Origin of the sequence: Crossiella sp. S99.2 (assembly GCF_023094165.1) — a bacterium.
Classification (GTDB): Bacteria; Actinomycetota; Actinomycetes; order Mycobacteriales; family Pseudonocardiaceae; genus Crossiella.
Genome location: NZ_JALMDK010000008.1, coordinates 209,018 through 231,092, shown reverse-complemented (window position 1 = coordinate 231,092; position 22,075 = coordinate 209,018). Strand labels below are relative to the sequence as shown.

General features: G+C 68.7%; 19 protein-coding genes. 5 read left to right on the top strand and 14 right to left on the bottom strand.

The window, feature by feature from the left end:
- Positions 1-11 precede the first annotated feature (11 nt).
- The gene (locus MZC64_RS29555) at positions 12-1,637 is read left to right on the top strand and encodes a long-chain fatty acid--CoA ligase (protein WP_374205801.1); all 1,626 of its coding nucleotides are present in this window, start codon (positions 12-14) and stop codon (positions 1,635-1,637) included.
- Between the two features lie 2 nt (positions 1,638-1,639).
- On the opposite strand, the gene MZC64_RS29550 is transcribed toward MZC64_RS29555, so the two are convergent.
- Together MZC64_RS29550 and MZC64_RS29545 are read right to left on the bottom strand one after the other, a co-directional pair.
- Positions 1,640-1,864 (bottom strand): hypothetical protein, encoded by a 225-nt coding sequence (locus MZC64_RS29550; protein WP_247762470.1) that lies wholly within the window; start codon positions 1,862-1,864, stop codon positions 1,640-1,642.
- A gap of 553 nt (positions 1,865-2,417) precedes the next feature.
- Complete coding sequence (locus MZC64_RS29545; RefSeq protein ID WP_247762469.1) at positions 2,418-3,050, bottom strand: TetR/AcrR family transcriptional regulator; 633 nt, start codon at positions 3,048-3,050, stop codon at positions 2,418-2,420.
- 135 nt (positions 3,051-3,185) lie between these two features.
- On the opposite strand from MZC64_RS29545, the gene MZC64_RS29540 reads away from it, so the two are divergent.
- From MZC64_RS29540 to MZC64_RS29530, 3 genes are all read left to right on the top strand, one after another.
- Complete coding sequence (locus MZC64_RS29540; protein ID WP_247762468.1) at positions 3,186-4,292, top strand: matrixin family metalloprotease; 1,107 nt, start codon at positions 3,186-3,188, stop codon at positions 4,290-4,292.
- 64 nt (positions 4,293-4,356) lie between these two features.
- Complete coding sequence (locus MZC64_RS29535) at positions 4,357-4,794, top strand: PPOX class F420-dependent oxidoreductase (RefSeq protein WP_247762467.1); 438 nt, start codon at positions 4,357-4,359, stop codon at positions 4,792-4,794.
- 254 nt (positions 4,795-5,048) lie between these two features.
- Positions 5,049-9,341, top strand: coding sequence for a GH92 family glycosyl hydrolase (locus MZC64_RS29530; protein WP_247762838.1), 4,293 nt, complete (start codon positions 5,049-5,051; stop codon positions 9,339-9,341).
- Positions 9,342-9,408: 67 nt separating this feature from the next.
- Here the strand turns inward: MZC64_RS29530 and MZC64_RS29525 are convergent, their stop codons facing one another.
- Complete coding sequence (locus tag MZC64_RS29525) at positions 9,409-10,590, bottom strand: serine hydrolase (RefSeq protein WP_247762466.1); 1,182 nt, start codon at positions 10,588-10,590, stop codon at positions 9,409-9,411.
- A gap of 330 nt (positions 10,591-10,920) precedes the next feature.
- Here MZC64_RS29525 and MZC64_RS29520 point away from each other — a divergent pair, with 330 nt between their 5' ends.
- Entirely contained in the window at positions 10,921-12,162 is a 1,242-nt protein-coding gene (locus MZC64_RS29520) for a glycoside hydrolase family 18 protein (protein WP_374205805.1), read from the top strand.
- 59 nt (positions 12,163-12,221) lie between these two features.
- On the opposite strand, the gene MZC64_RS29515 is transcribed toward MZC64_RS29520, so the two are convergent.
- The 11 genes from MZC64_RS29515 to MZC64_RS29465 form a co-directional block, all read right to left on the bottom strand.
- The gene (locus tag MZC64_RS29515; RefSeq protein ID WP_247762463.1) at positions 12,222-12,722 is read right to left on the bottom strand and encodes an SRPBCC family protein; all 501 of its coding nucleotides are present in this window, start codon (positions 12,720-12,722) and stop codon (positions 12,222-12,224) included.
- On the bottom strand, positions 12,719-13,081 hold the full coding sequence (locus MZC64_RS29510) for a metalloregulator ArsR/SmtB family transcription factor (RefSeq protein ID WP_247762461.1): 363 nt from the start codon (positions 13,079-13,081) through the stop codon (positions 12,719-12,721). The genes MZC64_RS29515 and MZC64_RS29510 overlap by 4 nt, the downstream gene beginning before the upstream one ends.
- A gap of 37 nt (positions 13,082-13,118) precedes the next feature.
- A complete protein-coding gene (locus MZC64_RS29505) occupies positions 13,119-13,844 on the bottom strand; it encodes a hypothetical protein (RefSeq protein WP_247762459.1) in 726 nt (241 codons plus the stop codon).
- Positions 13,841-14,335, bottom strand: a complete 495-nt coding sequence (locus tag MZC64_RS29500) for a hypothetical protein (RefSeq protein WP_247762458.1) — start codon at positions 14,333-14,335, stop codon at positions 13,841-13,843. Before MZC64_RS29500 ends, MZC64_RS29505 begins: the two co-directional genes overlap by 4 nt.
- A complete protein-coding gene (locus tag MZC64_RS29495; RefSeq protein WP_247762456.1) occupies positions 14,332-15,561 on the bottom strand; it encodes an MCE family protein in 1,230 nt (409 codons plus the stop codon). Before MZC64_RS29495 ends, MZC64_RS29500 begins: the two co-directional genes overlap by 4 nt.
- Positions 15,558-16,676: an MCE family protein gene (locus MZC64_RS29490; protein ID WP_247762455.1), complete on the bottom strand. Its 1,119-nt coding sequence runs from the start codon at positions 16,674-16,676 to the stop codon at positions 15,558-15,560. Before MZC64_RS29490 ends, MZC64_RS29495 begins: the two co-directional genes overlap by 4 nt.
- Positions 16,677-16,777: 101 nt before the next feature.
- Positions 16,778-17,944, bottom strand: a complete 1,167-nt coding sequence (locus MZC64_RS29485; protein WP_247762454.1) for an MCE family protein — start codon at positions 17,942-17,944, stop codon at positions 16,778-16,780.
- The gene (locus MZC64_RS29480) at positions 17,941-18,957 is read right to left on the bottom strand and encodes an MCE family protein (protein ID WP_247762453.1); all 1,017 of its coding nucleotides are present in this window, start codon (positions 18,955-18,957) and stop codon (positions 17,941-17,943) included. Before MZC64_RS29480 ends, MZC64_RS29485 begins: the two co-directional genes overlap by 4 nt.
- Positions 18,954-19,991 carry an MCE family protein gene (locus MZC64_RS29475; RefSeq protein WP_247762452.1) on the bottom strand — a complete coding sequence of 346 codons (1,038 nt, stop codon included), beginning with the start codon at positions 19,989-19,991 and terminating at the stop codon, positions 18,954-18,956. Before MZC64_RS29475 ends, MZC64_RS29480 begins: the two co-directional genes overlap by 4 nt.
- A complete protein-coding gene (locus MZC64_RS29470; protein WP_247762451.1) occupies positions 19,988-21,259 on the bottom strand; it encodes an MCE family protein in 1,272 nt (423 codons plus the stop codon). Before MZC64_RS29470 ends, MZC64_RS29475 begins: the two co-directional genes overlap by 4 nt.
- A complete protein-coding gene (locus MZC64_RS29465; protein ID WP_374205804.1) occupies positions 21,256-22,074 on the bottom strand; it encodes an MlaE family ABC transporter permease in 819 nt (272 codons plus the stop codon). Before MZC64_RS29465 ends, MZC64_RS29470 begins: the two co-directional genes overlap by 4 nt.
- Position 22,075 lies beyond the last annotated feature (1 nt).

Here is a 22,075-nt window from a genome sequence, read left to right as displayed (position 1 = left end):
GGATGGCTGACGTGACGCGGACCTATCCCGCGATCGCCGACCTGGCCGCCTGGGCGGGCGAGGTCTACGGTGACGCGCCCGCACTGCGGTTCCACCGGGACGGCGACTGGCAGGACCTGTCCTACGCCGGACTCGCGGGAGCGGTCCGCGCCACCGCCGACGGCCTCACCGGCATCGGCATCGGCCCCGGCGACCGGGTCGCGGTGCTGGCCGAGACCGGTCCGGAGTGGACGGTGGCCGACCTGGCCATCGCCGCGGTCGGCGCGGTTGTGGTGCCGGTCTACCCCACCAACTCGGCACCGGAATGCGCCTGGGTGCTGGGTGATTCCGGGGCGAAACTGGTCTTCTGCGGCAACGCGGCGCAGGTGGACCGGGTGACCGGGTTGCGGCCGGAACTCCCGGAGCTGCAGCACATCGTGAGCTTCACCGAGGTGCCTGGGGCGGTCTCGCTGGCGGAACTGCGTGCTCGCGGGGTGCGCGCGGCTCCGCCCTCCCCGGACCTCAACACGATCATCTACACCTCCGGCACCACCGGCCCGCCCAAGGGCTGCCTGCTGACCGAGCGGAACTGGCACGCCGCGCTGAACGCGATCGGCCCGCTGGTCCGGGTGGGACCCGGCGACGTGATGTTCCTGTACCTGCCGCAGGCGCACATGTTCGCCCGCATCGTGCAGTTCCTGACCCTGGCGCACGGGGCCACACTGGGCTTCTACCGCGGCGACATCCGGCAGTTGCTGCCCGACCTGGCTGCGTTGCGCCCGACGATTCTGCCGTCGGTGCCCCGGCTGTTCGAGAAGGTGCACACCACCGTGCAAGCCCTGGGGCTACCGGCGGAGCAGGTCCCGGAGATGGTGCGCAACGCTTTTGGCGGGCGGTTGCGGGAGGCGCTAACCGGGGCCGCGCCGATCGCGCCCGCCGTGCTGGAGTTCTTCGCCGGCTGCGGGATCCCGGTGTATGAGGCGTATGGGATGACCGAGTCCACCGCGTTGATCAGCGGCAACCACCCGGACGCCTGGAAGTTCGGCACCGTGGGCAAACCCTTCCCCGGTATCGAGGTGCGCATCGCCGCCGACGGCGAGGTGCTGGCGCGCGGCGAGAACGTCTTCCCCGGCTACCACAACAACCCGGACGCCACCTCGGCCACCGTGATCGACGGCTGGCTGCACACCGGTGATCTGGGCGCCCTGGACGAGGACGGGTTCCTGCGGATCACCGGACGCAAGAAGGACATCATCATCACCGCCGGCGGCAAGAACCTCACCCCGGCCAACCTGGAGAACGACCTGCGCGGCTGCCGCTGGATCTCCCAGGCGGTCATGCACGGCGACCGCCGCCCGTATCCGGTCGCCCTGATCACCCTGGACCCGGACGAACTGCCGAACCTGGCCCGGGAACTGGGAATCAGCGTCGAGCCCGCGGAACTGGCCGGGCACCCGAGGGTGCGCGCGCTGATCGAGGAGGTGGTGGCCGCGGCCAACGAGGCGTACGCGCCGCCGGAGCGGATCCGCCGATTCGCCTTGCTGGCGCGGGATTTCAGCGTGGAGACCGGGGAGCTGACGCCGACGTTGAAGCTGCGGCGGGCGGTGGTGGCGGCCCGCTACGCGGCCGAGCTGGACGCGCTCTACCCGGAAAACTGAAGCTAGGGCGGCAGCACCGCGGCGATCACGCCGTCCACCACCCGGCCACGTTCGGCCGCGGGCTGCCGCCACCAGCCCGAGCAACCGTGCACGCACGGATGCCGCAACTGCCGCAGCACCAACGAACCACCGGGTCCGGGCGCGGGCTGGGTCCACTCGAAGAAGCCGGTGCCGCGGCACAGCGTGCAGGGCGTCTCAGTGCTGACCGGGGACGTCTCCAACGCCACCACACCTCCCGCAGGCCGCGTAGTCCTTGTCGGGCACGGTGCCGGAACCGAAGCAATCAGGACAGAGCTTCATACGTACGAGCATTCAGCATGACTGATCGACACCAACGGGAAACTGGCAACATTCACCGCTTTTCATCCGGAAGTGCACCCCGTACCGCCATCCGAGTGTTGGCCGAAATGGACGGTGTGTTGGCCGTTGTCGTACGGGGTGTTGGCCGTTGTGGGGCGAGGCAAGGGTGGCGCCACGACGAGGGCCGCTCGGTGAGGTGTGGTTGGCTTGCGGAAGGTCGTGCGGCGAACACGCGAGCCCTCGGAGCCGCGCTGGATGCGGCCCCAGCAGCCCAAACCCCGCCCCGCAACCTACTCATCCCGGCTCTTGATCCAAACCCCGTACCACTTGGGCCAACTGGTACGCCCACTTGAGCCAAACCGGCGTACCAGTTGGCCCAACTCGCCGGAAGATCGGCACGCCAGGGCGAAATCGCGACCAGCGGCGTACAACAACGGCCAACACCCCGTCCCATAACGGCCAACACTCGGGTGGGGTGGGTTAGTGCTGGATCTGGGAGGTGGCTATGCGGGCGATTTCTTTGGTGATGTCCTCGATTGGGGTGTTGCCGCCGAGTACTGACCAGTGGTGCACGAGTTCGTTGACCGCGCCCATCAGGGCGATCGCGGTGAGCCGGAAATCGCGGGGCTGGGCCTCGCCGCGGTCGACCGCGCGGTGTGCCTCGGCTTCCAGGAGGTCGATCCAGCGTTCGCGCCAGCCTGCCCGGTAGCGCTCGACCTCGGCGCTGACGCCGACCACCTCGACGTAGGCGACCCTGGCCAGCCGGGGGTCGTGCGCGGTGGCGTCGAGGTAGGTGTGCACGGCGAGCTGGGTGCGTTCCACCAGGCCGGCCTCGGGCAGTCGGGCGAAGGCGGTGCGCACGGCCTCGATGGCGGCGGTGTTGACCCGGTCGTGCAAGGCCATCAGCAGGGCTTCCCGGCTGCCGAACTCCTCGTAGAAGTTACGGGTGGACACCGCGGCCTGGGCGCAGAGCCGTTCGATGCTGGCGGCGGCGTAGCCCTCGGTGCCGAAGAGTTCCAGGCCGGCGGCGAGCATCCGGTCCCGGCGTTGCGCCCGGCGGTCCGCGGCCGAGCGACCCGCGTAGTCCCGTCGTGCCACCGGTCCCGCGCCCATGACCCTCCTCCAGTGCGCTGCTGCCGGGTCACTGTACCGACCAAGCTCGCCCGGCTCACTCCGATGGCGGGCACCGGATCGTCGGGTGCGCGCTGACCATGGAGGTTCGGCCGTCATTGCGAGGAGGGCGCTGACATGCCCGAACAGGACCATTCCGCCGATTTCCGCTACTGCGCCCTGCGCGCCCAGTCCGCCCCCGCGGTGCCCGAGGGGCTGAACCAGGAACGGGTGCGGGCGATACTCCGGACCCGCTCCAAATGGGCCAACGGCACGGTGCTGCACTACTACTTCTTCGACCGGGACACCGACGGCGAGCAGGTGCGCTTCTCCGATGGCAGCACCCGGTTCGTCTCCTGGGTGGGCGCGGAGCCGCAGCGGGAGGTGGTGCGGCGGGCCTTCCGGTCCTGGCAGGAGCTGGGCATCGGGCTGCGCTTCGAGGAGGTGCCGGACCGGGCCCAGTCGGAGCTGCGGATCGGGTTCATGGACGGCGACGGCTCCTGGTCGTATGTGGGCCGGGACGTGGTGCTGCACGCCGGGGTCAACGACCGGACGATGAACTTCGGCTGGGACCTGACCGAGGACGACTACGGCATGACCACGGCCCTGCACGAGATCGGCCACACCCTGGGCATGCCGCACGAGCACCAGAACCCGTTCGCCGGCATCGAGTGGGACGAGGCGAAGGTCTACGCCTCGCTGTCCGGTCCGCCGAACTTCTGGGACCGGCAGACCATCTTCCACAACATCCTGCGCAAACTGGCCAACGACGAGGTCACGGGCTCGTCCTGGGACCCGGATTCGATCATGCACTACGGCTTCGGCCCCGGCCTGATCCGCCAGCCGGCCAGGTACGCGGGCGGTCTGCGCCCGCCGGGGGTGCTGTCCCCGGTGGACAAGGAGTTCGTGCGCAAGTGGTACCCGGCCCCGACCGGCGCGCCGACCGCGCTGGAGCACCTCAAGACGGTGCAGCTGGAGCTGGCGGCCGGTCAGCAGGCCGACTTCAGCATCACCCCGGCGGCCTCCGGCAAGTTCCAGATCGGCACCTTCGGTGGCTGCGACGCGGTGCTGGTGCTCTTCGAGGAGATCGACGGCCAGCCGGTGTACCTGGCCGGCGACGATGACAGCGGCACCGACCTGAACGCGCTGATCGAGGCGAAACTGGTGCAGGGCAGGCGCTACCTCGTTCGGCTGCGGCTGTACTACTCGTGGAGCTTCGGCGGGGTCGGACTGATGTACTGGTGAAGGCCGGTGGGGCGGGTCCGCCCGCCCCACCGCGCGGCCAGGGTCGTCCGGGAGGAGAAGACACGTGGCAGAACTCGGTCCGGAGGTGCGGGAGTGGCTGGCCAAGCCGCTGTTCTGGCATCTGGCCACGCTCAACGCGGATGGATCGCCGCAGGTCACGCCGATGTGGGCGGAGGCGGACGGGGATCGGGTGCTGATCAACACCGCGCTGGGCCGGGTCAAGGAGGATAACCTGCGGCGCGATCCCCGGGTGTCGCTGTCGGCGACCTCGCCGGACAACCCCTACGACCGGGTGGAGATCCGCGGCCGGGTGGTGGAGTTCGTGACCGGTGCGGTCGCCGAGCGGGGCATGGACCGGCTGGCGAAGAAGTACGTCGGCACCGACAAGTACGAGTGGCTGGTCCCGGGTGAGCGGCGGGTGATCCTGGTGATCGAGCCGCTCCGGGTGCGCCGGGTGGTCGGGGTGGAGCCGTTCCGGCCGGGCGCGCTGGAGCGCCCCTGAGGCCCACGGGGCGACCCGAACGGCGCAACCCCTTCGGATGACAGCGACTGCCACGGACTGAGCCGTCCGGCCTCATCCGCCGCCTGAGCGGTGACAAGACCGGACGAAATTCTTGACATCGATGTCAGTGCCGGGCTTCGCTTTCGTCCGGGTTGTGCCGGGTCGAGTCCAGCACAGCCGTCTGCACCCCCCGACATCCCAGGCGGAGGACTCGAAGCGTGAGGAACAGAGTGCGCGCAGCACGATCACCGATGATGCTGGTCTGCGCGAGCATCGTGGCGCTGAGCCTGGCCGGGTCCCCGGTCGCGCTGGCGGCGCCACCGGAGACAGACCAGGGACAGCCCATGGAAGGCACCTCGTTCGCCACCTCCTTCGAGGCAGGCGAGCCACAGCCGACGTGGACCGACACGCCCGAGACCGGGCCGGATGGCAAACCGAAGGCGTCCGGCGTGACCGGCGCGGACTCGGTGAGCATCCCGGGCAGCGTCAACGACAAGATCACCGCCACCGCGGCCAGCGCGGAGAACACCGTCGGCGGTGAAGTCAGGGACAACCTCTTCGACGGCAGCCTGGCCTCCAAGTGGCTGGCCTTCGAACGCACCGGCTGGGTCTCGCTGACCCTGTCCGAGGCGGTCGCGGTGCAGAAGTACGCGATCTCCTCGGCCAACGACGCGGCCGAGCGGGACCCGAAGGACTGGACCCTCAAGGGCTCCACCGACGGCGTCAACTGGACCACTGTGGACAGTCGGACCGGCGAGAGCTTCGCGAAGCGGCACGAGACCAAGACCTTCACGCTGACCAACACGGTCCCCTACCAGCACTACCGCCTGGACATCACGCTGAACAACGGCGCCTCGCTGATCCAGCTGGCCGAGTTGCAGCTGGCCGGGCCGAGCAACGGGCAGTTCCCGCCGTACATGCGCACCGTCGCGGGCAAGGGCCCGGCCGGCGGGTACAACGTGCGCAACAACAGCGGGTTCACCGGTTCGCGCGCCTTCCGCTACCTGGGCACGCACGAGGCCAAGGGCCGCGGCTACTCCTACAACAAGGTCTTCGACGTCGACATCCAGGTCGGCCGGGACACCGAGTTGTCCTACCTGATCTTCCCGGAGTTCGTCTCCGGGGACATGAACTACCCCAGCACGCACGCCGCACTGGACCTGGCCTTCGCCGACGGCACCTACCTCAGTGACCTCAAGGCCACCGACCAGCACGGGTTCGAGCTGTCGCCGCGCGGTCAGGGCGCCTCGAAGGTGCTCTACACCAACCAGTGGAACCTGCAGCAGTCGGTGATCGGCAAGGTCGCCGCGGGCAAGACGATCAAGCGGATCCTGGTGGCCTACGACAACCCGAACGGCCCGGCCAGCTTCTCCGGCTGGGTGGACGACATCCGGGTGGGCACCGCGCCGAAGATCAGCGCCAAGCGGCCCTCCGAGCACGTGATCACCACCCGCGGCACCAACTCCAGCTCCAACTTCTCCCGGGGCAACAACTTCCCGGCGACCGCGGTGCCGCACGGCTTCAACTTCTGGTCCCCGATGACCAACGCGGGCACCACCAGCTGGCTGTATGAGTACGCCAAGGCCAACAACCCGCAGAACCTGCCCACGTTGCAGGCCTTCACCGCCAGCCACCAGCCCAGCCCGTGGATGGGCGACCGGCAGACCTTCCAGGTGATGCCCTCGGCCGAGGGCACGCCGAAGCTGGACCGGGCCGCGCGCGCCCTGCCGTTCAAGCACGTCAACGAAACGGCGCAGGCGCACTACTACGGCGTGACCTTCGAGAACGGGATGAAGACCGAGATCGCGCCGACGGATCACGCGGCGCTGTTCCGGTTCACCTTCACCGGGGACACCTCCAGCCTGTTGTTCGACAACGTCAACAACAACGGCGGGCTGACCCTGGACCCGGCCACCGGCACCGTCTCCGGCTTCTCCGACATCAAGAGCGGCCTGTCCACCGGCGCCACCCGGCTGTTCGTGCACGCCACCTTCGACCGTCCCGCGGTCGCCGGCGGCAAGCTGACCGGGGCGGGCCGGGACAACGTCACCGGGTACCTGCGCTTCGACACCCCGGCCGACAACCGCACCGTGACCATGCGGATCGCGACCTCGCTGCTGAGCGTGGAGCAGGCCAAGAAGAACCTGGCCCTGGAAGTGTCCACTTCGGACACTTTCGACTCGGTCAAGGAGCGCGCGCAGACCGAGTGGGACAAGCAGCTGCGCGTGATCGAGGTCGAGGGCGCCACCCAGGACCAGCTGCACACGCTGTACTCCAACCTGTACCGCCTGTTCCTGTACCCGAACTCCGGGCACGAGAACGTGGGCAGCAAGGACAAGCCGGTCCTCAAGCACGCCAGCCCGGTGGCCCCGCCGACCGGTCCGGACACCCCGGTGAGCACCGGCGCGAAGATCGTCGACGGCAAGATCTACGTCAACAACGGGTTCTGGGACACCTACCGGACCACCTGGCCTGCCTACTCGCTGTTCACGCCGAAGAAGGCGGGCGAGATGGCCGAGGGCTTCGTGCAGCAGTACAAGGAAGGCGGCTGGGTCTCCCGCTGGTCCTCCCCCGGCTACGCGAACCTGATGGTGGGCACCAGCTCGGATGTGGCCTTCGCCGATGCCTACCGCAAGGGCGTGACCAACTTCGACGTGCGCGCCGCCTATGACGCCGCGGTGAAGAACGCCACCGTGGCCCCGCCGAACCCGGGCGTGGGCCGCAAGGGCCTGGACACCTCGGTGTTCCTGGGCTACACCTCCACCAACACCGGTGAGGGCATGTCCTGGGCCCTGGACGGCTACATCAACGACTACGGCATCGCCGTGCTGGCCAAGACCCTCTACGAGGAGGCCAGGCCGAATGACCCGCGCCGCAAGGAGTTCAAGGAGAACTACGAGTACTTCCTGAACCGGGCGCAGAACTACGTCAACATGTTCGACTCGAAGGTCGGCTTCTTCCAGGGCCGCAAGCCCGACGGCAGCTGGCGGGTCGAGCCGGACAAGTACGAGCCGCGTGAATGGGGCCACGACTACACCGAGACCAACGCCTGGAACATGGCCTTCCACGCACCGCAGGACGGTCAGGGCCTGGCCAACCTCTACGGCGGCCGGGACAAGCTGGCGGCCAAGCTGGACAAGTTCTTCAGCACCCCGGAGACCGCGGAGTTCCCCGGCTCCTACGGCGGGATCATCCACGAGATGATCGAGGCCAGGGATGTGCGGATGGGCCAGTACGGGCACAGCAACCAGCCCTCGCACCACATCACCTACATGTACGACTACGTGGGCCAGCCGTGGAAGACCCAGGAGAAGGTGCGCGAGGTGCTGTCCCGGCAGTACACCGGGTCCACCATCGGCCAGGGCTACGGCGGTGACGAGGACAACGGCGAGCTGTCCGCCTGGTGGCTGTTCAGCGCGCTCGGCTTCTACCCGCTGCAGATGGGCAATCCCAGCTACGCCATCGGTTCCCCGCTGTTCACCAAGGCCACCGTGCACCTGGAGAACAGCAAGGACCTGGTGATCAAGGCGCCGAAGAACAGCCTGCGCAACGTCTACGTGCAGGGCCTGAAGGTCAACGGCCGCAACTACGGCAAGACCGACCTGCCGCACGAGTTGATCGCCAAGGGCGGCACCCTGGAATTCGACATGGGCGACAAGCCCTCCAGGTGGGGCACTGACAAGGACGCCGCCCCCAAGTCGATCACCGAGGGCAGCGCGGTCCCCGCGCCGCTGCGTGACGCCGAGGGCACCCGCACCGCGTCGGTGGACGTGACCCCGTTGACGGACAACAGTTCCGCCACCGAGATCGCCTTCCCCGGCAAGACCGGCTGGGTGCAGTTCCAGCCCAAGGTCCAGACCGACCCGGTCACCTTCTACACCCTGACCTCCGGCAAGGCCGAGGCCGACCCGTCCGGCTGGGTGCTGAAGGGTTCCTACGACGGCAAGAACTGGGCCACGGTCGACGAACGCAAGAACGAGAAGTTCGCCTGGCGCCAGCACACCAGGGCGTTCAAGGTCGCCAACCCCGGCCGGTACAGCCAGTACCGCCTGGAGATCACCGGCGGCGCGGGCGCCACGGTGTCCGTGGCCGAGGTCGAGTTCCTCAGCAAGCCGGCGGCCAAGCCCAGCAAGGAGATCACCGGCAAGCACGAGGGCCCGCTCACAGTCACCGAGGGCACCACGGTCCTGCGCGACGCCGAGATCACCGGCCCGGTCACCATCGCCCCCGGCGCCACCCTGCACGCCTACGGCAGCCGCATCAGCGGCCCGCTGTCAGCTACTGGCGCCGCCGGCGTGGTTCTGTTCAACAGCAACGTCTCGGGTCCGATCAGCATCACCGGCACCACCGGCGAGCTGAGCATCGAATCCACCCGGATCGAAGGCCCGGTGACCCTGGTGGGCAACACCGCCCAGGAGGCCCCCGTGGTCTCCGCCAGCGGCATCCAGGGACCGGTCACCTGTGCGGGCAACACCACCGCACCGGTGGACAACGGCTTCGACAACACCGGCACCGGCCCCCGAACCGGCCAGTGCCAGGACCTGTGAGCCGCTAGCCAGCTGAACGACCGATGGGCCCTCCCCGCAACGGGAGGGCCCATCGTCGTACCCGGCCTCAGTCCTCCATCGCCTGGTAGGCCGCGGTCCAGAAGTCCTTGATCAGCAACCGGGACACCGGCGAATCCTGCGCCACCTGGGTCAGCAACACCCCACTGAACCCGGCCGCCGGATCAGCCTGCGCCGAGGTCCCCAGCCCGCCATCCCACCCGAACTGCCCCACCTGCGCGAATCCCCGCCGCACGATCCGCACCCCCATGCCGAACCCAAACCCGCCGTGGTCGCCGAAGAACTCGTTCAGCTCGTCCTTCTCCACCTTCTGCGCGGGCGTGAGCTGATCCGAGGTCAGCAACGCCACCGAGGCCCGGGACAACACCCGCTCACCCCGATACTTCCCACCCTGCAACAACATCCGCTGGAACGCGTGGTAGTCCGCAGTGGTCGAGACCAGCCCGTCCCCACCCGTCTCGAACTTGGGCGGCTTGCTGTACTTGCCCCCCACGGCCGGATCCCACACCACCAGCTCCCCCGTGGCCGGATCGTGCGCGTAGCTGGTGGGCAACCGATCAATCTTGTCCTCAGGAACGAAAAACCCGGTGTCCACCATCCCCAGCGGCGCGAAAATCCGCTCCCGCAAGAAGTCTCCGAGCAACCCCCCGGTCACCCGCGCGACCAGCAACCCCAACACATCCGAACCCACGTGATAGAGCCACTTCTCCCCCGGCTGAGCCATCAACGGCAACGACCCCAGCCGCTGAATCCACACGTCCGGCTCAAACCCGGACGGCGGCACCAGCAACCCCAACTCCCCCATCGCCCGCCGGATAGGCGTGTCGGCGCCGGTCAGATCAACCCCGAACCCCCAGGTGAACGTCAGCAGATCCCGCACGGTGATGGCCCGCCGGGCCGGCACCGTGTCCGTCACCTCGGCATCCGGCCGCACCAGCACCCGCCGATTCGCCAGCTCCGGCAACCACTCCTCCACCGAGTCATCCAGCCGCAACCGGCACTCCTCCACCAGCGCCATCACCCCGGCCGCGATGATCGGTTTGGTGGCGGAGGCGAGCCGGAAAATCGAGTCCTCCGCCATCGCCGCCCCACCCCCCACATGCATGTTCCCCAGCACCTCGACGTGCGTCTCATCCGCGGTCCCGAGCAACGCGACCAGCCCCGGCACCTCCCCGGAATCCACCCGCTTCGCCAACTGCTCCCGAACCAGCCGCAGCCCCGCCTTGTTCATCGTCACTCCCCAGTCGCGCACATCGTTCACGTCTTGCGCACACTGTACGCACCCGCACCTCGGCACCGCAACCCACCCCTGCCGAACCAGTTGGGCCAACTCGTACGCCCACTTGGGCCAACCGGGCGTACGAGTTGGCCCAACTCGGCGGCGGATGGGCACTCCGCGGGACTCGCAAACGGGGAGGCCGCACGACGAGCCGGGCCGGGTCGCGCAGGAAACCGTTGACCTAGTGGTCTAAACCACCTAGCGTGTGACGCACGCCGCCAGCGTGCCCCCTGTACCTCGTCCCCTGCGGAGTTACAGATGACCAGTACACGTCGGCGCACCATGGCCGGAACCCTCGTGGCCGCATTCGCGACCGCGGCCGCCCTCATCGCTTCCCTGGCCCCAGCCTCGATCGCGGCGCCAGTCACCGCGGCCGAACAGGCAGCGGAGCCAGTGGCCGCGGCCGCGCCCAACAAGGTGATCGGCTACTTCGCCCAGTGGGGCACCTACGCCCGGAACTACCACGTGAAGAACATCGTCACGAGTGGTTCCGCGTCGAAGCTGACCCACATCAACTATGCCTTCGGCAATGTCACCAACGGCCAGTGCGCCATCGGTGACGCCTACGCCGACTACGATCGCGCCTACACCGCCGACCTCAGTGTCGACGGCAAGGCCGACACCTGGGATCCGGGTGTGCTGCGCGGCAGTTTCGGTCAGCTGCGCAAGCTGAAGAAGCAGTTCCCGCACATCAAGGTGCTGTGGTCCTTCGGTGGCTGGACCTGGTCCGGCGGCTTCGGCCAGGCGTCCAAGAACGCCGCGGCCTTCGCCGAGTCCTGCTACAAGCTGGTCGAGGACCCGCGCTGGGCGGATGTCTTCGACGGGATCGACATCGACTGGGAGTACCCGAACGCCTGCGGGCTTTCCTGTGACACCAGCGGTTTCGGCTCGTTCAAGACGCTGATCGAGGCGCTGCGCAAGCGGTTCGGCGGCAACAACCTGGTCACCGCCGCGATCACCGCGGACGGCTCCAACGGCGGCAAGATCGACGCCGCGGACTACGCGGGCGCCGCGCAGTACCTGGACTGGTACCTGCCGATGACCTATGACTACTTCGGCGCGTTCAACGCCCAGGGCCCGACCGCCCCGCACTCTCCGCTGACCTCCTACACCGGTATCCCGCAGCAGGGCTTCAACTCCGACGCGGCGATCCAGAAGCTCAAGAGCAAGGGCATCCCGGCCAGCAAACTGTTGCTGGGCATCGGTTTCTACGGTCGCGGCTGGACCGGCGTGACCAAGAAGGAGCCGGGCGGCACCGCGACCGGCGCCGCGCCGGGCACCTATGAGGCCGGTATCGAGGACTACAAGGTGCTCAAGACCAAGTGCCCCAGCAACGGCACGGTCGCCGGCACCGCGTACGCCTACTGCGGCAACCAGTGGTGGAGCTACGACACGCCGAGCACCATCCGCAGCAAGGGTTCCTACGCCAAGACCCAGAACCTGGGCGGCGCGTTCTTCTGGGAACTCTCCGGTGACACCAGCAACGGCGAACTGATCACCGCGGTCAAGGGCGGCATCAGCTAATCCCTTGCCGCACCAAGGCAACCGGGGTGGTCCCACCACTGGGACCACCCCGGTCTCCATCACTCCGAGATGGCCAGCGTCTCGTAGTACTCCTTCTGCGCCGGGTAGTAGTCGTCAAAACTGGGCAGCGCGTTGCCTTCCCTGGACGCGACCAGCATGTCCAGGTAGTACTCCCACCCAGGCCCGATGTCCCCGGCGCCCTCCCGGTTCTCCCGGTGGTGCACCAGCTTCAGCTCGCTCACACCGTCCACTTCGGACACTTCGACGGTGAGCAGCCAGACGCCGACCTCGTCCACGGTGCTCAGCTTCAGCAGCCGGGGCGGCACGCAGTCGTCGATGCGAATGTCCATCCACCCCTGCCCCTCCTCGAAGACCATCTGCACCTTGATCGTGCGACCCGGACCGGATTCCCCGGTCCACGGCCCAAACCAGCGCGCGGTGCGCTCGGATTCGGTCAGGCTGGCCCAGACATCCTCGGCCGGGGCACGAAAAGTGCGCGTGAGCACCAGATCAACTCCGGCCTCGGTGCCGAACAACCGGCCGGTGGGCAACGGATTCATGCCGTGTTCTCCTTGTCCTCCACCGCCGGGGGCCGCGCACGGTGTTCCCGGCGGGTGCGGTAGACCTCGGTTTCCAGTGCGTCGAGCCGGTGTTCCCACCCGGTCGGCCGCTCGAATTGGACCAGCCAGGCGGCCAGTTCCCGGAAGCGTTGCGGATCAAGGGTGTACAGCCGCTGCCTGCCGACCAGCTCGTCCTGAACCAGCCCGCTCTCCCGCAGCACCCGCAGGTGCCTGCTCACCGCGGGCCGGCTGATCTCGAACCGCCCGGCGATCTCGCCTGCGGACAGCCGGCCGTCCCGGAGCAGCACCAGGATCTCCCGGCGCACCGGATCGGCGATCGCGCCCGCCACCTCATCCACGACCGGAAGCGTAACCCATCGGTTACGCGTTGGCCAGTCAGAGCACCTTCAGCTCGACGATCCGCCAGTTCGGGCCGTCCCGCCGCGCGGTGATCTCCAGCTGCGCCGCGCCGGAGTTCTGCACGTTGTCCCCGGTCCGCAGCATCTGCTGGTCGACGAAGATCAGCAGGGTGGCGGTGTCGCCCTGGATCTCCCGCACGCCTGCCGCCCGGATGGTGGTGGTGAGCACCAGTTTCTGTGCCGGCGCGACCTTGCGGACCTCGGCGAACAGCTCGCGGTACTGCTCGATGGCCCGGCCGTCGAGCACCCGGGCGGCGGCCTGTTCGGTGCGGCCGGTGTCGGCGTGGTCGTAGCTGAAGGTGTCCCGGACCGCGTCGGTGACCTGTCGCAGCACCACATCCGTCGTGGCGTTGTCGACCAGCGCGACATTCCCGCCCGGCCGCAGCGACTGCGTGGCAACCGCGGCCCAGATCACGAACCCGATGGCGACCACCAACACCACACTCAGCACCGGGACCAGCGGAAACCGCCGCTGCACTGGAGCTTCCGAGGTCGGTTCGCCGGGTTCTGGCACGGTCTCCGTTGGGGCGGGCAACGGCGGCTCAACCTCTGCCGGGGCGATCTCCACAGCCACCGCGTTCTCGGGCGGGCTCGCGGCAGGTCGAGTGACCACCGGTTCGGCGGCCGCCACTGGCTTCGGATGCCGCCCGGCCACCACCCGCACCCGCCGCACCGGCTTCTTCACCCCACGCCCGCGCGTCACGGCCCACCCACCCCCATCGTCTGCAACCGCCCCACCCGCCACCCCGCCGCGGTCCGGGTCAGCTCCGCCGACAACCGGCTGCGCTGGGTGCTCGGCTGCGCCCCGTCCCTGGCCACCGTCACCTCCACCGCCGCGATCAGCCGCGCCGCCCCGGCGTGACCGTCCACAGTGGTCAGTGCCGCCGACAGCAGCTTCGCCGTGGTCGCGGTCCGCGCTGTCTTGATGTCCCTGGCGTGCTGTTCCCGGTTCTGCGCCAGTTCCTCCAGCAACGTCCCGGTGGCCACCTCCCGCCAGCGCGCCAGTCCCGCCTCCACCTCCCGGTGATCCAGGGTGTTCAGCTCCACCACCGCCCGCTGCCCGGCGGCCAGGGCGGCGTCCCGTTCCACGGCTTGCCGCAGATCCGGATCCCCGCTCGCCGCCCACCAGCCCCAGCCACACCATCCGGCCGCGACCAGCGCGACCGCGACCAATCCACAAAGGACGGTCCTCATCGTCCCTCCAACCCCAGCAATTGCCCCAAAGTCCGCGGCCCGCGTTGCTGCCCGAGTAGTCCCAGTGGGCCGGGCAACCCCGGGTCCGCCTGCTGTTGCCTGGCCGGTGGCGACACCACGGGCCGCCCGCCGAATGGCGCGTTCTGCGACCCGCGCACCCCGGTCGGGCTGTTCGGCGGCTCCGCGCAGTACGCCTTGTTGTTCAACGGCGCGTCCGTCGTCTCCTTGCCCGGCCGCTGTTTGGTGCCCTCATAGCCTTTGGTGCAGCTGAACGGGTCGAAGAAGTTCAGCACCAGCCCCAAATGCCCGGTCCCATCCCCGGACGCGGTCGGCGAGGTCGCGGTGATCACCGGAAACGCCACCAGCAACTGCTCCAACCCAGCGGTCCGCGCACTGGTGATCCGGCTGGTGGTCAACAGATTCGCCAGCAGCACCGACAACCCCGTCCCGGATCGCCGCAGCAGGTCATCGGTTCGCGCCGCGACCTCCGGCACCTCCTTGGCCAGCACCCGCAGATCCGGGTCCGACCGCCGCAGCTGATCGGCCAGCTCGCGCAGACTCCGGCTGTAGTCCACGATCTGCCGACTCTGCTCCTCCTGCGTGCCCAGCACCGTCTTGGCGTTGGCCAGCAACTCCTTGGTCTGCGGCAGGTGCTGGATCGCGGTCCGGGTCAGGCTGTCCGCACTGTCCAGCAACCGCTGCAGGTCCGGCCCGGCATCGGCGAAGGCCGTGTTCAACTCGCCGACCACCGTCCGCAGCGAGTCCACCGGCACGCTCTTGACCAGGCGGTGCGCATCGGCCAGCACCGAGGACACCTCAGCCGGAATGGTCGTGCGCTGCTGCTCGATCACCGACCCCTCGGCCAGGTACGGCCCGCTGGTGTGCTTGGGCCGCAGGTCCACGTACTGTTCCCCCACCGCGGACCGGGTCGCCACCACTGCCTCGGTGTCCGCCGGGATCCGCGGCGCGGAGTGTTCGATGTCCAGCTCGACCTCAAGCCCGCGCTCGGTCAGGTGCAGCTGCCCGACCCGCCCCACCGCGACACCGCGATAGGTGACCTCGGCATTGGTGAAGATCCCCCCGGAGTCGGCCAGCTGCAAGGTGACCAGGAACCCGCGGGTGCCGAACAGCCGGTCCAGTCCCGCGTACCGGGCGCCCACGTAGCTGAGTCCGAGCGCCGCGATGGCCAGGAACAGTCCAATTCGGATGATCACGCCCCGGCTCATCGCCGACCACCCAGAATCGTGTGCAACAACCCGCCGAGCCCGCCCAGCAAACCCGGTTGCTCGGGCAGTTTGGGAGTCCCTGGAGTCCCACCCGGCAGCAGCGGCTCAGCCGGGGGCTTGCGTGGATCCGGTGGCTGGATGATCGGCTGGTTGGAGCGGGTGAGGTTGTCCAGGATCGAACTCAGGTCCAGGTCCAGCTTCACATCCGCGTTGACGTAGTCGCCGCGCAGGGTGTGCAAAGTTTGGTCGGTGAACGGGAAGCTCACCAGGATCTCCAGGGACTTGGGCAGGTTCTCGCCGGCCTCGGCGATCTTGCGCAGCACCGGTTCGAGAAGCTTCAGGTCGGCGACCAGGTTGGTCGAGCTGCGGCGCACGGTGTCGGTGGCGGTGACCGCGAGTTTGTCCAGTGCCCGCAACATCTCCACCAGCTGGTCCCGCTGGGTGTTGAGCACCGCGAGGCCGGGCGCCAGGTGGTCCAGTGCGGTGGTCAGGTTGTGTCGCTGCGCGACCAGCGTGCTGGACAACCGGCTGATCGAGTCGATGGCCCTGGTGATCCCCACCCGCTGCCCGTCCAGATCCGCCACCACCTTGTCCACAGTGGACAGAAGTGCGCGCAACCGGGCCTCGTTCCCGGCCAGTGCCGCGTCCAGTTCGGTGGTGATCGTCCGCAACTGCCCGACCCCGCCGCCGTTGAGCAGCAACGACAGCGCGCCCAGCACCTCCTCGATCTCGGTGCTGCGGTTGGTGCGGTCCAGGGGGATCACCGCACCCTCGGCCAACTGCCCCTCGGGTTCCTTGGGCGCGGCCAGTTCGACGAACTTCTCCCCCAGCAGACTCGACTGGCGTAACCGCGCCAGCGCGTTGCCGGGCAATCGCACCGCCCCGTTGACCGCGAGTCGCACCTCCGCGGTCGCGTAGTCCGCGCCGAGCTTGATCTCTTCCACCCGCCCCACCGCGACGTCGTTCACCTTCACCCCGGCCTGCGGCACCAGATCCAACACATCCGCGAACCGCACGGTGACCCGGTACGGCGCGTCACCGAGGTCCGCGCCGCCTGGCAGCGGCAGCCCGTACATCCCGGTGCACCCCGTCAACACCACCACCAGCGCCAGCACCCAGCACCTGCGTACGAGTTGGGCCAAGTCGTACGCCCAGTTGGGCCAACGGGCCGTACGACTTTGGCCAAGTCGGCGTGCGAGAACTCGGGTGGGGGGCATTAGCGGCCGCCTAGGAGGGGGAGTTTGGGGAGGCGGCCTTGTTGCAGGCTGGCGAGGATTTCGGCGGGGCTGGGGAGTTTGAGGACGCCGTCCAGGAGGGGGGCGAGTTGGGCGCAGGCGTCGCCGATCAGTTTGGGGAGCTGTTTGGGGGTTCCGGCCTGGATGACCCGGCAGAGCAGCAGGACCGGTGGGTAGGTGAGTTCGTTGATCGCGCCGCGGACGGCGAAGGTGCCGGAGGCGGCGTCGTAGCTGTTGAGGTAGTTGGTGGCGGCCAGCGGCGCCACGTCCAGGACCTCCGCGAGTGCGGCGCGCTGGTCGACCAGGACCTTGGTGACGCTGGCGAGTTTGTCCACTGTGGACTTCAGCCGGTCCTGGTTGGCGGTGATGAACTCCTTGACGTCGATCATCGCCCCGGCCAGCCCTTGCAGGGCCGCGCCGAGTTGTTCACGTTCGGCGGCGAGGTGGCCGCTGACCGAGGCAAGGCGGTTGTTGAAGGCGCGGAGCTGGCCGTCCGAGGCGACCAGGGCCGCGGTGAACTGGCGCAGGCCGTCGACGGTGGCGAAGAGGTCCTTGCGGGAGCGGTTGAGGGTTTCCGCGGCGGCGGCCAGGTCTTTGACGGTGGCGTTGAGTGCGGCGCCGTTGCCTTTGAGGTTGGCCGCGGCGGTGTCCAGCAGGCCGGACAGCGCGCCGTTCTTGTTCGCCCCGTCCGGTCCCAGTGCCCGGCTCAGTTCGCCGACGTCGCCGAGCAGTTCGTCCAGTTCGACCGGGATCATGGTGCGGGTCAACGGGATTTCGGCGCCACCGGCCAGTTCGGGGCCGGTCTCGTAGGCGGGGGTGAGCTGGAGGTAGCGGTCGCTGACCAGGCTGGGCGCGATCACCACGGCCTTGGCCTCGGCGGGAATCCGGATGCCGCGGTCGACCTCGAATCGCACCCGGACCCGCTCGCCCTCGGGGGTCACCTCGCGCACCCGCCCGACCGGCACGCCGAGCACCCGCACTTCCGAGCCCGGGTACAGTCCGACGGTGCGGGCGAAGAACGCGGTGATCGACGAGCCGCCGGAGCCGCCCTGCAGCCAGACCAGCGAGGCGCTCAGCAGTAACGCGGTCACGCAGGCCAGGGCGAGGACGTTGGTGAGGCTGCGGCCGGTGGTGTTGCGGTGGGTCATCGGCCACCTCCGGTGAGCGGCGGGGTGCAGATGTTCTCGTTGATCTCGAACACGCCGACCTTGGCGTAGGGCGGGACCAGGCCGCAGAAGTAGCCGTCGAACCAGCGCCCGTTGCCGATGGTGTTGTTGAACAGCCGCACGTACGGGGCCAGGTCGCGTAGTCCGGCGCTGAGCTGGTCCTGGTTGTGTTGCAGGATTCCGGTGACCTTGTCCAGTTCCTTGAGCGCCGGGCCGAGCTGGGCCCGGTTGTCCGCGACCAGGCCCTTGAGTTGCGCCGCGAGATCCTTGGTGCCGCGCAGCAACGCGCTGATCGCGGCCTTGCGCCGGTCCAGCTCACCGAGTAGCTGGCTGGCGTCGGCGATCAGTCGCTTGACCTGCTCGTCGCGTCCGGCCAGGGTGCCGCTGAGCTGGGAGGTGTTGGCCAGCAACGCCGCGAGCTGGTCGTCCCGGCTGGCGATGGTGCGGGACAACGCGGACAGGCCGTCCAGGGCCGACTTGGTCTTGTCGGGGGTGTTGCGGAAGGTGTCGGTGAGCACCTGGAAGCTGTCCGCGAGCTGACGGGTGTCTACTTTGGACACTGTTTCGCCGAGCTGGTTGACCGCGTCGGTGACGTCGAAGGGGGTGGTGGTGCGGGCCAGTGGGATGGGTTCGGCCGGGCGTTGCGGCTGGGCGCCGTCGGGGATGAGGGACAGGTACTTGTCGCCGAGCAGGGTCTTGATCTCGATGGCGGCGGTGGTGCGGTCGCCGAGCCGGGTCTCGCTGAGCCGGAAGCCGACCAGGACCTTGTTGCCTGCCAGGCTGATCGTGGTCACCCGGCCCACCTTGACCCCGGCCACCCGCACCTCGTTGCCGGTGCGCAGGCCACCGGCCTCGGCGAATTCGGCGGTGTAGGTGGTGCCGCCGCCGATGATCGGCAGGTCCTCGGCGTTGAAGGCGGCCAGGGTGCCCAGCAGCAGGCCGGCCACGGTGATCGCGCCGATCCTGGTCTGCGCGCTCGCGCTCACCCGCCTCATTGGCTGCACCGTTCCGGCATCGGGGTGCCCACCAGGGGCAGCAACGGCAGGTCCACGGTGAGGCCGAGGGCGCCGACGCCGACCTTGCCGGAGATGCGGCAGGCGAAGAAGTTGAACCAGCCGCCGTAGCTGGCGACTCTGGCGATGGAGCGGACCTTGGCCGGGAAGCGGTCCAGGAAGTTCTCCAGGAGGTCGCTGCGGTTGCCGAGTTGCCCGGCGATCTGGCCCAGGGCGCCGATATCGGCCTTGAGCGCGGGGCGGGCGGCGTCCAGGAGTCCGGCGGTGACCTGGGTCAGTTCGCCGAGGGCGGCGATGGCCTGGCCGATGGGCTGGCGTTGCGCGGCCAGGCCGCTGGCCAGTCGTTGCAGCTGGTCGAGCAGGCCGGTGAGTTCGCCGGTGCGGCCGTTGACAGTGTCGAGGACGGTGTTGAGGTTGGCCACGACCTCGCCGATCACCTTGTCCTTGGCCGCGATGGCCGAGGTGAGTGAGGCGGTGTGGCCGAGGATGCTCTCGATGGTGCCGCCCTCGCCCTGGAACACCTGGATGATCTCGCCGGCGAGTTTGTTGACCTGGTCCGGGTTGAGGGCCTGGAACAGCGGGCGGAAACCGTTGAACAGCACGGTGAGATTGAGTGCGGGCCGGGTGCGGCTGAGTGGGATTTCCGTTCCCCAGGGGAGTTTCTGCCGGATGTCGCCGTTGTCCAGGGCGAGGGCGAGGTAGCGCTGGCCGACCAGGTTGCGGTACTTGACGGTCAGGGTGACCGCGGCGGGCAGCGGGGTGGCACTGTCCACTTCGAACTCGACCCTGGCCTGTTTCTGATCTGCCACGGTGATCGAGGTGACGCTGCCGAGCCGGACGCCGGACATGCGGACCTCGTCGCCGACGTTGAGGCCGGTGACATCGGTGAATCTGGCCGCGTACCCGGATTTGGGGCCGCCGGTGGAGTTGGCGATGGTGAGTGCCAGCAACGCGGTCAGCGTCACGGTCACCGCGGTGAACACGGTGAGTTTGGCCAGTGGGGAGAGCACGTTCATCGCAGGGTCACCTCCGTGCCCCGGAACATCGGTCCCAGCATCAGTCCGGCCCACTCCGGCACCTCGGCCACCGGCTTCGCCAGGATCGGCGCGGCCAGCGCGTTGATCAGTTCGCGTTCCGGCCGGGAGTTGGCGACCGAGGGCACTGATGCCGGGTGGGTGGAACCGTCCAGGACCGGGCCACCGGGCGGGTATTGCGGGAATCGGCCGGGTGGTTTGGCGGGTGGGTAACAGCGGGGGCCGCGTTGGTCGAGGTACTTGGGCACGTCCACGCCCGGCCGGTACTTGCCGCGGCTGGCGGTGATCTCCAGGGTGAACTTGGCGATGTGCGGTTCCTTGCTGCCCTTGCCGAAGGTCTTGTCCGTGTTGGGGATCATCGCGACGAGTTGTTCCAGCAGACAGGGGTACTCGGGCGCGTACTTGGCCAGCACCTCCAGGGTCGGTTTGCCTTCGGCGACGAGTGCGATCAGGTTGTCCCGGTTGACTTTCAGGAACGCTTCGATGTCGATGGCGGCCAGGGTCACGTTACCGAACAGGGCGCGCAGGTTGTGCTGCTGGTCGACCACGGTCCGGGTTGTGGTGGTGGCGTCGGAGAGAGCCTGGATCAGGTCGGGGGCGGCGGTGGTGTAGGTGTCGGCGACCTTGGCCAGTGCCTTGAGGTCGGCGCGCAGATCCGGCAGGGACGGGGCGAGGCCGTCCAGGTAGTCGCCGAGCCGGATCAGGGTGTTGCCGAGTTGCTTTCCCCTGCCGCGCAAGGCGTTGGCCATCGCGGTGAGGGTGGCGGAGAGCTGATCGGGGCGGACCGCGGTGAGCACCGGCAGCAGATCGTTGAGCACCGCTTCGATCTCCACCCCGGCCTGGCTACGGTCCAGGCCGATGGTCTGACCGTCCACAAGGGACTTCCCGCTGCGCCGCTCCGGCGGTTGCAGGGCAACATAGCGTTCGCCGAAGAGGGTTTTGGGCAGCAGGCGGGCGGTGACCTCGGCCGGAATCAGCGGGATCCGGTCGGGTTGCAGAGCCAGTTCCAGCACCGCCCGGTCCTGGCCGGCCCGGATGGCCCGGACCTCGCCGACGATCAGTCCGCGCACCTTGACATCCGCGCCCGCCCGCAACTGGGTACCGGCCCGATCCACCTCCAGCAGCACGGTGGCCACCGGCGTGAAAGCCTTGCGGTACACCGCGATCGAGCCCGCCACGAACAGCGCTACCACCAGCAGGAACACCAGTCCCAGCAACTGGAAGCGCAATGGCGCGGTGCGGTCGTTCATCCGGCGATCCGCACGGTGGTGGTGGAACCCCAGATGGCCAGGCTGAGGAAGAGATCCAGGAACATCTGCGCCACGATCGCCGCGCGCACCGCCCGGCCCACCGCCACCCCGACCCCGGCCGGGCCGCCGCTGGCGGTGTAGCCGTAGTAGCAGTGCACCAAGATGATCACGACGGCGAACACGACGACCTTGAGGAAGGACCACAGCACGTCGGCGGGCGGCAGGAACAGGCCGAAGTAGTGGTCGTAGGTGCCGGCGGACTGGCCGTAGAAGAGCACGGTGACCACCCGGGAGGCCAGGTAGGAGCAGAGCAGGCCGACCACGTAGAGCGGGATCACCGCGCCGAGTCCGGCCAGGATGCGGGTGGTCACCAGGTAGGGCAGGCTGCGCACGCCCATGACCTCCAGGGCGTCGATCTCCTCGGAGATGCGCATCGCGCCGAGCTGGGCGGTGAAGCCGCAGCCGACCGTGGCCGAGAGCGCGAGTCCGGCGGAGAGCGGGGCGACCTCGCGGGTGTTGAAGTAGGCGGAGATGAACCCGGTGAGGGTGGAGGTGCCGAGCTGGTTGAGCGCGGAATAGCCTTGCAGGCCAACGACCGCGCCGGTGAACACGGTCATGCCGATCATCACGCCGAGGGTGCCGCCGATCAGGGCCAGGGCGCCGCTGCCGAAGCTGACCTCGGTGAGCAGCCGCAGGATTTCCCTGGTGTAGCGGCGAATGGTCAGCGGGATCAGGGCGAGGGCGCGCAGGCAGAACCAGAGCTGGCGGCCCAGTGCCTCCAGTCCCGGCACGGGTAATCGGACCTTGCGCGCCACC

Excerpts from the sequence above, each read along its gene's own strand:
- MZC64_RS29485 (WP_247762454.1), bottom strand. The coding sequence starts at position 17,944 with ATGACCCACCGCAACACCACCGGCCGCAGCCTCACCAACGTCCTCGCC.
- MZC64_RS29530 (WP_247762838.1), top strand. The coding sequence starts at position 5,049 with ATGCTGGTCTGCGCGAGCATCGTGGCGCTGAGCCTGGCCGGGTCCCCG.
- MZC64_RS29520 (WP_374205805.1), top strand. The coding sequence starts at position 10,921 with ATGGCCGGAACCCTCGTGGCCGCATTCGCGACCGCGGCCGCCCTCATC.
- MZC64_RS29470 (WP_247762451.1), bottom strand. The coding sequence starts at position 21,259 with ATGAACGACCGCACCGCGCCATTGCGCTTCCAGTTGCTGGGACTGGTG.
- MZC64_RS29500 (WP_247762458.1), bottom strand. The coding sequence starts at position 14,335 with ATGAGGACCGTCCTTTGTGGATTGGTCGCGGTCGCGCTGGTCGCGGCC.
- MZC64_RS29495 (WP_247762456.1), bottom strand. The coding sequence starts at position 15,561 with ATGAGCCGGGGCGTGATCATCCGAATTGGACTGTTCCTGGCCATCGCG.
- MZC64_RS29480 (WP_247762453.1), bottom strand. The coding sequence starts at position 18,957 with ATGAGGCGGGTGAGCGCGAGCGCGCAGACCAGGATCGGCGCGATCACC.
- MZC64_RS29515 (WP_247762463.1), bottom strand. The coding sequence starts at position 12,722 with ATGAATCCGTTGCCCACCGGCCGGTTGTTCGGCACCGAGGCCGGAGTT.
- MZC64_RS29475 (WP_247762452.1), bottom strand. The coding sequence starts at position 19,991 with ATGAACGTGCTCTCCCCACTGGCCAAACTCACCGTGTTCACCGCGGTG.
- MZC64_RS29545 (WP_247762469.1), bottom strand. The coding sequence starts at position 3,050 with ATGGGCGCGGGACCGGTGGCACGACGGGACTACGCGGGTCGCTCGGCC.
- MZC64_RS29525 (WP_247762466.1), bottom strand. The coding sequence starts at position 10,590 with ATGAACAAGGCGGGGCTGCGGCTGGTTCGGGAGCAGTTGGCGAAGCGG.
- MZC64_RS29540 (WP_247762468.1), top strand. The coding sequence starts at position 3,186 with ATGCCCGAACAGGACCATTCCGCCGATTTCCGCTACTGCGCCCTGCGC.